This window comes from Anoxynatronum buryatiense (assembly GCF_900182905.1).
In the GTDB taxonomy this organism is placed as follows: domain Bacteria; phylum Bacillota; class Clostridia; order Peptostreptococcales; family Tindalliaceae; genus Anoxynatronum; species Anoxynatronum buryatiense.
In genome coordinates this window covers 18,135-28,654 of the sequence record NZ_FXUF01000025.1, presented here as the reverse complement: position 1 = coordinate 28,654, position 10,520 = coordinate 18,135, and the positions used below count along the sequence as shown (strand labels likewise).

Annotated in this window: 7 protein-coding genes; 6 read left to right on the top strand and 1 reads right to left on the bottom strand. The window is 40.4% G+C overall.

Annotated elements, in window-relative coordinates:
• Positions 1-49: 49 nt before the first annotated feature.
• Positions 50-898, bottom strand: coding sequence for an HNH endonuclease (locus tag QOL74_RS17980; RefSeq protein WP_283410889.1), 849 nt, complete (start codon positions 896-898; stop codon positions 50-52).
• A 249-nt stretch (positions 899-1,147) separates the two neighbouring features.
• On the opposite strand from QOL74_RS17980, the gene QOL74_RS17975 reads away from it, so the two are divergent.
• The 6 genes from QOL74_RS17975 to pglX all read left to right on the top strand — a co-directional run bounded on the left by QOL74_RS17975 (position 1,148) and on the right by pglX (position 10,518).
• Entirely contained in the window at positions 1,148-1,444 is a 297-nt protein-coding gene (locus tag QOL74_RS17975; RefSeq protein WP_283410888.1) for a helix-turn-helix domain-containing protein, read from the top strand.
• A gap of 1 nt (position 1,445) precedes the next feature.
• The gene (locus QOL74_RS17970; RefSeq protein ID WP_283410887.1) at positions 1,446-1,784 is read left to right on the top strand and encodes a helix-turn-helix domain-containing protein; all 339 of its coding nucleotides are present in this window, start codon (positions 1,446-1,448) and stop codon (positions 1,782-1,784) included.
• A gap of 256 nt (positions 1,785-2,040) precedes the next feature.
• On the top strand, positions 2,041-2,652 hold the full coding sequence (locus tag QOL74_RS17965; protein WP_283410886.1) for a DUF1819 family protein: 612 nt from the start codon (positions 2,041-2,043) through the stop codon (positions 2,650-2,652).
• Entirely contained in the window at positions 2,649-3,233 is a 585-nt protein-coding gene (locus tag QOL74_RS17960) for a DUF1788 domain-containing protein (protein WP_283410885.1), read from the top strand. The genes QOL74_RS17965 and QOL74_RS17960 overlap by 4 nt, the downstream gene beginning before the upstream one ends.
• Before the next feature lie 22 nt (positions 3,234-3,255).
• The gene (gene brxC, locus QOL74_RS17955; protein WP_283410884.1) at positions 3,256-6,801 is read left to right on the top strand and encodes a BREX system P-loop protein BrxC; all 3,546 of its coding nucleotides are present in this window, start codon (positions 3,256-3,258) and stop codon (positions 6,799-6,801) included.
• 24 nt (positions 6,802-6,825) lie between these two features.
• Entirely contained in the window at positions 6,826-10,518 is a 3,693-nt protein-coding gene (pglX, locus tag QOL74_RS17950; protein WP_283410883.1) for a BREX-1 system adenine-specific DNA-methyltransferase PglX, read from the top strand.
• Positions 10,519-10,520: the final 2 nt, after the last annotated feature.

Genomic DNA, 10,520 nt, shown 5'->3' with positions numbered 1-10,520 from the left:
CAAAGACAGTAACGAAGCTATTGGCTCATAAATTCGCGAGCACAATGGCTCAAAAATTCATCAGCACGTGGCTCAGAAATTCGTTGACATTCGGACTTAAATGATATGGGTTAATACATTTAGGCTTGTCACAAGAATGCATAACTACTTTTTCCGTTGATATATCATTTAAATAGAATAACGCGAGTGATTTTCTATGGGCAGATGTTGTAATGTTGTTTTTTTGCACACTTGTTGGTTTGCTGACATCGCCTATCCAGTCAGGAAATACGCAGGATTTGTCACCAATTAATTCGCATAACCTATGCAATGCAGGCAATCTATCAATTTTGGGTAGGTGTATATAGTCCCAGGACTTGTACTCAATTATCACATTTATAACAAAGTCAGGTACGGGGATGGGTGATACACCTGCGCTTACTTTAATTTCTACAAGTTTTTTCAGCAACTCTCTTCTTTCAGTATCACTGTACCCATCGAGATTATGGTGATTATACACGTAACGGATTAAGAATACATCCTCCTTTGTAAGTTCAATGACAGGTAGATTCGGGTGGTCCTGATACTTTGAATCTCTTTTGTTTTCCTTTATTGTTACTTCCGTAATGTGCAAGGGATTTACACACTGTTTGTTGTAACATGTATGGTGCGCTACACAACCTTTACGGATATCTCTGCCCAATTTTTGGGAAAGTATTAGTCTGGTTGGTCTTAATGTGCCATCTTTATTGCTACTAATTTGCCCATATCCATCCCGGTCCAAAAATCCGGGCCAGTATATACAGTATTCTGATAACATTTTATCATCTCCTAAATCAATATTATACCAATTTGGAACAATAATGTTAAGAATATTCAGAATATAACTTCTATTATGCTCAAATATGAGCTTTGCCATATTTTATGTTTCATTGACGCATATACATTCTAATTATCAGATTCGTTCATTTATGAGCATTAAAAAAATTTACGATATCACTTCTAAGGAATGTTCGAGTTATGTTATCTGCGCAAAAAATGAGTAAAAGATTTGATTCGCACCACATATTTATTACAGATGGAATATAACCTGGATATATTGCATACCATAGGATAAGTACGTTTAGTAGATTTGGAAATCAAATCACCAATAAATAGGAGGTTACAGATGACAAAAAGGACAGGAATCATATCGAAAAACATTGGAGCAGCTATACTGTATGCAAGGAAAAGAAACAACTTGAGCTTACAAGAATTAGCAACGAGATCAGGGGTATCGGCAAGCAACATTAACAGGATTGAGAACGGGAAAAGGCGACCAACACTAACTACAGTTGAATTAATTTCTGAAGGATTAGGAATTGAACTGGATAATCTAATAAATACTGCAAAATCAGTTGAATACTCAAAGCAATTATCTGCTGAAGATGAAGCGCTATTTATCAGAACAAATGGGGAGGACTAATATGAAAACAATAGGACAGACGATAAAGACTGCTCGTCTAAAGAAAGGATTAAATATTGTTGAAGCTGCAGAACGAGCCGGAATAAACCGGATGGCATTGACAAGAATTGAGAATGAACAAGTAGCAATAATAGACTTGAGCTATATTGAAAAGATAGTTAATGCGTTAGGAATGGACCCTTTCATTGTATTTAGCTCAGCGAACATTAAGTTTGATCAAATTTCGATTGAGAATTTAATAAAAGGTAGCCGCAAACTAACTTTTAGAGGAAAAGAAGTTGATATAGATAAATTTATTCAATTGATGAACGATCATATTGATGCTGTCAGTAATGAATAGCATGATATCGAAAAGCATTGAAGAAAAGCGCCTTGTTTATTGGGCGTTTTTTTCTTGTGAAATGGTATCCAGACTATATACTGCATAACACCAGTATCGCCAGTTTTGTTTATTGAACTGTTCTACCATTACAATAGGGAACTAATAAACAGCAGACAATTCGAACAACCAAGCAGAAATAACAGGTTACAGGGATAAACATCAATGATATAATAAAAAAGTGGCCATCTTATCTATTGAAAGAGAGGAATTTGGCGTGAAAAATCAGCCTTATCGCACCACGTTGAAAACGCGGGCTTTTTTATATCTGGAGTTAAAAAAGGCTTCAAGCCTTATTCTGGAAGGATATGAATTGAAAGACATCACTCGTATGTCTGTGAAAGATAACATATTTTTGTTCAAAACAGAAACCAGAAAACTGGAAGTTGCTTCCACCCTGACAGAAAGAATAGAAGTGCTGGACGAGACGTTGTTGAAAATGATTGTTGCCGGTCCACTTGAAACCAGTAAACAGGTGGCGCTGTTGTCTGTGGTCAAAACAGATCGATTATTTGCTGAATTTATGATGGAAGTGGTTCGGGACAAGGTTATATTAAGGGATCTGGTAATTACAGAAGCAGATTTTCGCATTTTTTTTCAGCACAAATCGGAGCAGAGTCCTAAAGTTGCTGCCTGGAACGAATATACCCATTACAAGCTCCAACAAGTATATAAACGCATTCTAATGGATGCAGGCTATGCACGGAAGAAATCGAAGGACTTATTGATACTACCACCTATCATTGATCCTGAATTAGCCAAGCACCTAAGCAAAACAGACCAAAAATTGCACTTAATAGCCATCCTGGGAGAGGGGGCGGACTCATGAAAACTATCTACCAGCGACTGGACAAGATCCTTGATCTAATTTTGGATAAGCGTTTTCGCGAAAACAAAGGTCTGGGAAACGAAATCGGATACTACATCTTCGACTATGATCCAAAGGATGAACTAATTGTTCGTGACCACATCCAGTTCCTCAAGAAAAAAACCAGCCAGGAAAACCCTGAAATCACTATCCGAGAGTTTGACCTTTTTCACGTAATGGTCAACATATTAAAGGAAAAAGGCTATCTGGATAAAGTGTTTCAAATGGAGGCACAGAAAGGAACGGAAGCTATCCTGACACCCATCAAGAAAACACTCCGTCTGGCCAATGAGGATAGTGATCTTATAGTGGAACACATCAAATACCAGGTTCAACCAAACAACGTGGTGTTCATAACTGGTGTGGGAAAAGCCTGGCCCATTATTCGTTCCCACGGCGTGCTTAACCGACTCCACGCCGCAGTGGATCACGTCCCTCTGGTGATGTTCTATCCGGGTCTTTACTCCGGGCAAGAACTGCGCCTGTTCGAAGAAATTTCCGACCAAAATTATTACCGTGCTTTTAAACTGGTGGAACGATAGAAAGGACAGGTGAGGAATCTTGATGAAATTACGCAGCCTATTTTCCAAAAAGATTGACCGGGATATAAAAGGAGTTATCAAAATTGGCCAGAAAGAAGAAGCCGATGTTCAACAAGAGTTGGAAGAATACGTGGTCACCCGTGAATTAAACCGCCATTTCAATACTTTCTTCGACAGTTATAAAACCAGCATCAATCACCACACCGATAAAATGGGCGTCTGGATCTCAGGTTTCTTTGGCAGTGGTAAATCCCATTTCATTAAAATTCTCTCTTATCTTTTAGAAAATAAATCCGTATCTGGAAAAACTGCAGTGAATTATTTTAATGACAAAATAAGCGATCCCATGGTGCGTGCCGATATGCAGAAAGCCGGTAGCCTTTCTTCGGATGTCATTCTATTTAATATTGACTCCAAATCAGACGCTGATTCCAAGACCACCAAAGAATCCATCGTACGTGTTTTCAATAAAGTCTTTGATGAAATGCAGGGTTTTTGCGGGTCTATCCCATGGCTGGCAGATTTGGAGCGGCAACTGGTGAAAGAAGGCAGTTATGATGCCTTTCGATCTCGGTATGAAGCACTTTCAAACAGTACCTGGCAAGAAACCCGTGAAGATTTTTATTTTGAGGAAGATAACATTGTCCAGGCCCTTGCCGACACCACGCGCATGTCAGCAGAATCTGCTCGTTCATGGTATAAAAAAGCAGATGAAAACTATTCTCTTAGCGTTGAGAAATTCGCTACCCGGGTGCGTGATTACATTGAATCTAAAGGAAAAGAACACCACGTTATCTTTTTAGTTGATGAAATGGGCCAATATATTGGAGACGATGTTGGCCTGATGCTGAACCTGCAGACGGTCGTGGAAGATCTTGGAACACACTGTGGTGGAAAAGCCTGGGTCATAGTCACCTCCCAGCAGGACATTGATACTGTTACCCGTGTAAAAGGTAATGACTTTTCTAAAATTCAGGGTCGATTTAATACTCGTCTCAGTCTTTCCAGTGCCAATGTTGATGAAGTAATTAAACGTCGCATTCTGGCAAAAACAGACGTAGCCGCTGATACGTTGAAGTTGGTGTATGCTGGCAATGAAGCCGTTCTGAAAAACCTCATTACATTCTCCAGTGACACGCCGGAGATGAAAACCTATACCAGTTCGGATGATTTTATTGATGTGTATCCTTTTATTCCCTACCAGTTTCGATTACTTCAGTCAGTTTTCACAGCAGTCCGCCAGCACGGTGCCAGCGGTAAGCATCTGTCCGAAGGCGAAAGATCACTCCTTAGCGCTTTTCAGGAAGCGGCTATACAATATGCTGATGGCAATGTGGGTACGTTAATTCCCTTCTCAGCCTTTTTTGAAACCATAGAGGCTTTTCTTGATCATAACATTCGCACTGTTGTACTTCATGCAGAGGACAATGACCGACTTTCTTCCAGAGACGTTGAAGTACTGAAAGTGCTCTTCCTTGTAAAATGGGTCAATGAAAAAATGCCTTCCAACATGGAAAATATCGCTACTCTGATGATAAGTCACATGGAACAAGATAAGATTGAACTGAAAAAAGAAGTCGAAGCATCATTGGCCCGACTGCTGAAAGAAAACCTCATCCAGAAAAATGGCAGCGCATATATCTTTCTCACCCATGAAGAGCAGGACGTAAACCGTGAAATCCAAAACATGCAAGTAGACACCTCCGAAGTCATCGGAAAAGTGGGTGATATCATTTTCAACGCCCTTTACACTGAAAAAAAATTTAGATATAACACCCGATACCATTTTGATTTTAACAAAATTATTGACGACCGTTATATCGCACCGCAAAAGCATGAGTTGGGGGTCAAAGTGCTCACCCCTTATTATGATGCGGGTTTAGACATTTCTGAAAGTGAGTTAAAAATGATGGCCAGCCGTGAAAAGCAGCTTATCATTCATTTGCCTTCTGATTTGAGCGCCATGGAAGAGATGGAGAACATTCTGAAGATACAAGCATATCTTCAACAAAAAGGCGGTACTGCTGCCACAGAAACCCATGAAGAAATAAAAGCCAGAAAATCTCGGGAAGTAGCTGAACGAAAAGAACGACTTAATCAATTGTTAATCTTTGCTCTTCAGGAAGCAGATTACTACGTGAATACACAAAAGCTGGACATAAAATCCAAAAGTGTAGTGGATAGAATCAACACAGGCCTTAAAGTGCTCATTGAGGGGTTATACACTAAGCTTCATTATGTGAATCAGTTTATTGAAGGCAGTAAGGACCTGCAAGATCTCCTATATAAAGATGAGTGGCAACTGACTCTTGACATCAGCGATGAAATACCCAACAAACTGGCCCTGGATGATCTGCAGGACCGTATCAACATTAGTACAGATCAACACATTCCCCTTACACTGAAAGGGGTTCTTGATCATTACCTGAGGCCACCCTATGGATGGCTCCCGGATGATATCCGTGGCCTTGTGATACGCCTGTTCCGTGATCAGAAGATTAAACTTCAATTGGGTGGTGATTTTCTGGAAAACGGTGATCCTAACCTATACCAATACCTGACCAGGAAAGACGCCGTAGATCGAATTCTCCTGAGCAAACGGACGGAAACACCAAAGGAACAGTTACAGAATGCACGCTTTCTTATGAAAGAAGTTTTTGGCAAAACCATGATGCCCAGTGACGAGGATGGGCTGATGCGGAATTTCAAAGAACAGGCATCTGAAGAGCTCAGCTATATCCGGGAACTGTTGGTGCGCTATGAGCAAAAGCATTACCCAGGAAAAGACATCCTTGACAAAGGTAAAGCCTTGATGAAGGAAATCACCGGTATTAAAGAGCCTGCCACTTTCTATCAGCGGGTTTATGAAAAGAAAAAAGATTTACTGGAATATGAAGAAACCTCTGCCGATGTTAAAAACTTTTTTAAGAACCAAAGGAAGTACTTTGATGATGCCGTCGAAAAAGTGAAGATCTATGACCGAAACCGCACATACATCATGGACCAGGAAGTGAAAGAATGCATCAATAAAATCAAAGCTATTGTTCAAGATTCTGCCCCCTACAATCAAATAGCACAGTTGCCGGGGCACGTGGAGCAGTTTTATCTCCGATTTGCCCAACTCCTGGAAGAGCGGAGCAAACCCATAGAGCAGACCATTCAGGATGACTGGTGTCAAGTCGAGAAACAAATGGAAGAAAGCGGCCTACATGATGCTCTAAACAACGATTTTCATCGAGATTTTCAACGGCTGAGAGAGAAGCTGAAAACAGCCAATAACTTCAACGAGATCATCGCTATGAAGGAAGAATCTAACATCATCCGCCAGCAGTGTCTGGAAAAGATAGATCAGGAGCTGAAAAGCAGAAAGCCTGAGGTTAAAGACCCAGGTCCGGATATTGTTTTGCCACCCAAACCGGTTGTTACCCGAGTACGTCTTACCATCAATGACTTATACCGGGGCAATACCACTATCGAAACAGAAGCGGACATTGAAAAGGTGCTGGAACAGTTGCGCAAACAGCTAAAAGAGCAGCTGAAAGAAAACACTATTCTGGAGCTAAGCTAAGATAACCACTGGGGAGGTTCTTCCATGAATAAAACAGCTATTAAAAACGTAGCCGTCCGATCCCGTCGCAAAATGATTGAGGCAGTTTCCCACAAAGCTTACGAAGTAGGTATCACCGATAAAGAAATCAAGGAAATAGAAGTTTTTGAAGGCGGTTTTCGTATCATTGGGTTGGCAAATAGCCGTGTTTTCAAAAAATATGAATTAAAACAACGGGAACGGTTGGTGGAACAAGTAAAGCAGAAGAGCTATAGTCAGGTTATGGAAGAAGTGGCTTACACTTGGTTTAATCGATTCACAGCCCTCCGGTTTATGGAACTTAATGAATACCTGCCTACTGGTGTCCGGGTTTTGTCATCCGACGACCCCGACCGCTATGAGCCAGATGTTATCCGGCATGCCTTTGACTTGGTGGAGTCCTTGGACCTGGACGAATCGCTGATCCGTAAACTTAATGATGCCAATGACACTGAAGACCTTTATAAGTATCTCCTGGTAAAACAATGCAACCAGCTGGGCCGTATTATGCCTATGGTTTTTGAGCAAATTGCAGATGAAACAGAATTGTTGTTACCGAATAACCTGTTAACGGAAGGGTCTGTCATCCGTGATCTGGTGGAAAACATCGAACCTTACGACTGGATGATTGAACTGAAGGATGAAGTCGAAAAGCCGGATAATGGCGAGCATGGCATAGAAATTATCGGCTGGCTGTATCAGTATTACATTTCAGAAAAGAAAGACGAAGTGTTTGCAGGGTTGAAGAATAACCAAAAAATTACTAAAGAGAACATCCCTGCTGCCACCCAGCTTTTCACTCCCAAATGGATTGTTAAGTATATGGTGGAAAACTCCCTGGGACGCCTCTGGCTGGAATCCCATCCGGATGACACACTAAAAGACGGGTGGAAGTATTGCTTGGACGAGGCGGAGCAGGAGCCGGAAGTGCAGCAGCAGCTGGATGCACTGAAAAAGACCAATCTTAAGCCTGAAGACATCACTCTTTTTGACCCTGCCATGGGCAGCGGGCATATTTTGGTCTATGCCTTTGATGTGCTATATGACATCTACTTGAAGGCTGGTTATTCCCAAAAAGAAATCCCCGCATTAATACTGGAGAAAAATCTCTTTGGCCTGGACATTGATGATCGTGCTGGTCAACTGGCTTGTTTTGCTGTGATTATGAAAGCCCAGAGTCGCAACCGAAAATTCCTTAACCAGAACGTGAAGCTGAATCTCTTTTCCATCCAGGAGAGTAACGGTGTTACTTTTGGTGTGGTGGAAGATCTGGTGGAGGATCAGATAGATGAAAAGCAGAGAAAAATCAAGCTTCAGGAAATCAAATACCTGTTGGATGTGTTTTATGATGCCAAGGAATTTGGGTCCATATTGGACGTTAAGGCCATTGATTTTGATTGGATTGATAATAGAATTGAGATGATTAACTCCGGAGTTATTCCCAGCCTTTACCGGGAGATGATAGTTGAGAGGGTAAAGCCTTTAGTGGCACAAGCGAGGGTGATGAGTCAGAAGTATGATGTGGTTTGTACGAATCCACCGTATATGGGAAGAAAAGGAATGAACTCAGAATTAATTTCGTACATTGATATTAACCATTCCACATGCAAGCAAGATATTTATTCGGTTTTCATTGAAATATGTGTTGGATATGCTAAAAAAGGAAAGTTCGTTTCTATGATTACTCAGCAATCATGGATGTTTCTTTCTCGATTCGAAAAAATAAGAGATAAGGTTATTAATGATGAAAGCATTGAATCACTGTTGCATTTGGGTTCAAAAACATTCGAGGATCTAAGTGGCGAAGTTGTTCAGTCCGTAGCGTTTACTCTAAGAAGGTTAAGAGTTCTTAATTATGTTGGAGTATATATTGATTTGACTAATGCATCTAACACAAGGCAAAAAATGCTATCATTTCATAATAAGGAAAATTATTACCTCACAAATAAAAAACTCTTCAAAAACATACCTAATTCCTACCTTGCATATTGGGCAACAGATAAAGTAATCAGTGTATTTAAGGATAATAGATTGCTAAGCTCTTATGGTGAAGCCAGAGAAGGAATGGCAACAGCAAATAATGATTTATTTATTAAATATTGGTATGAAGTTAATAATTGCAAAATACAGTTTCACTCTTCGACACGAAAAGAGGCCGTTGAGAGTCGGGCGAAATGGTTTCCCTATAACAAGGGTGGAGAGTATCGTAAATGGTATGGCAATAGAGAATATGTTGTTGATTGGGAAAGAGATGGGTTGTTGATTAGAAATTATAAGGATGATACTGGTAGAATTAGATCGCACAATTATAATTTGGCCTATATTTTTAGTGAAGGTATTGGGTGGTCTTCTATTAGCAGTGGGAAATTTAATGCGAGATATATCCCTATTGGTACTATATCAGACTCAAAGGGTCCCACGTATTATTGCAAAGATATAGTGAATAACATTTATATTTTGTCTTTTTTAAATACGGTCATTGCTGACGATTTGTTAAGAATACTTGCACCAACACTTGACTTTAAAGTAGGTGATATTGCTGATTTGCCATTAGTGGAACCACAAAACAATTCTGAGATCAATAGAATCTCTTTAGATTGCATTAAGTTAGTACGTTTTGACTGGAACTCTTACGAAGTATCATGGGATTATTCAAAACACCCATTACTTAAATTTATAGCATCCATAAATAGTGGCCTTGAAGGCAAATCCAGAGCTTATCTATTAGACACCTCTTTTTGCGATTGGGAAGTCTTTACAATAGAGCAATTTAACCAATTAAAGGCTAATGAAGAGGAGTTGAACCGAATATTTATCGAAATCTATGGCTTGCAGGATGAACTGACACCGGAGGTGAAGGACAAAGACATCACCATTCGTAAAGCGGACCGGGAACGGGAAATTAAGTCTTTTCTGTCGTATGCAGTAGGCTGCATGTTTGGACGGTATTCGCTGGATGTTGAAGGGCTGCACTATGCCGGTGGCGATTTCAGTGAAGCATATCAGATCAATGACGGCATTTGGAACGTTAAGACAGATGCTGGATGGGTTCCATCATCTTTGAGCCTTGCCAGAGAAAATGTGATTCCCATTGTAGATGGAGATTATTACGAAGATGATGTGGCAAACCGTCTTGTAGAATTTCTGAAGGCGTCTTACGGAGAAGTTACACTGGATGATAACCTGGATTACATCGCTGAAACCCTGGGGAAGAAAAACAATGAATCCTCCAAACAGACTATTCGGAGATATTTCTTAAAAGATTTCTACAAAGACCATATAAGAATCTACAAAAAGCGACCCATTTACTGGTTGTTTGACAGCGGAAAAAATGAAGGGTTCAAGGCACTTATCTACATGCACCGTTATGACACTTCCACTGTGGCCAGGGTGCGAACAGAATACCTGCATCCTCTTCAGAAAAAATATGAAGCTGAAATCAAACACCTTGACGTGTTGATGGATTCTGATTTAGATAGTCGTGAAAAGGCAAAAGCCAAAAAACAGAAAGACGCAGTACTTAAAAAAGTGGAAGAATGCCGACTGTATGATCAGGTGGTTGCACATGTGGCCAGCCAGTATAAAGAAATTGACTTAGATGACGGCGTAAAAGTGAACTATGAAAAATTTCAGGGGATAGAGATACCCAGGGGAGAAGGGCAGAAGCCTTTGAAGGCGGACCTGTTGGCGAAGATATAAGG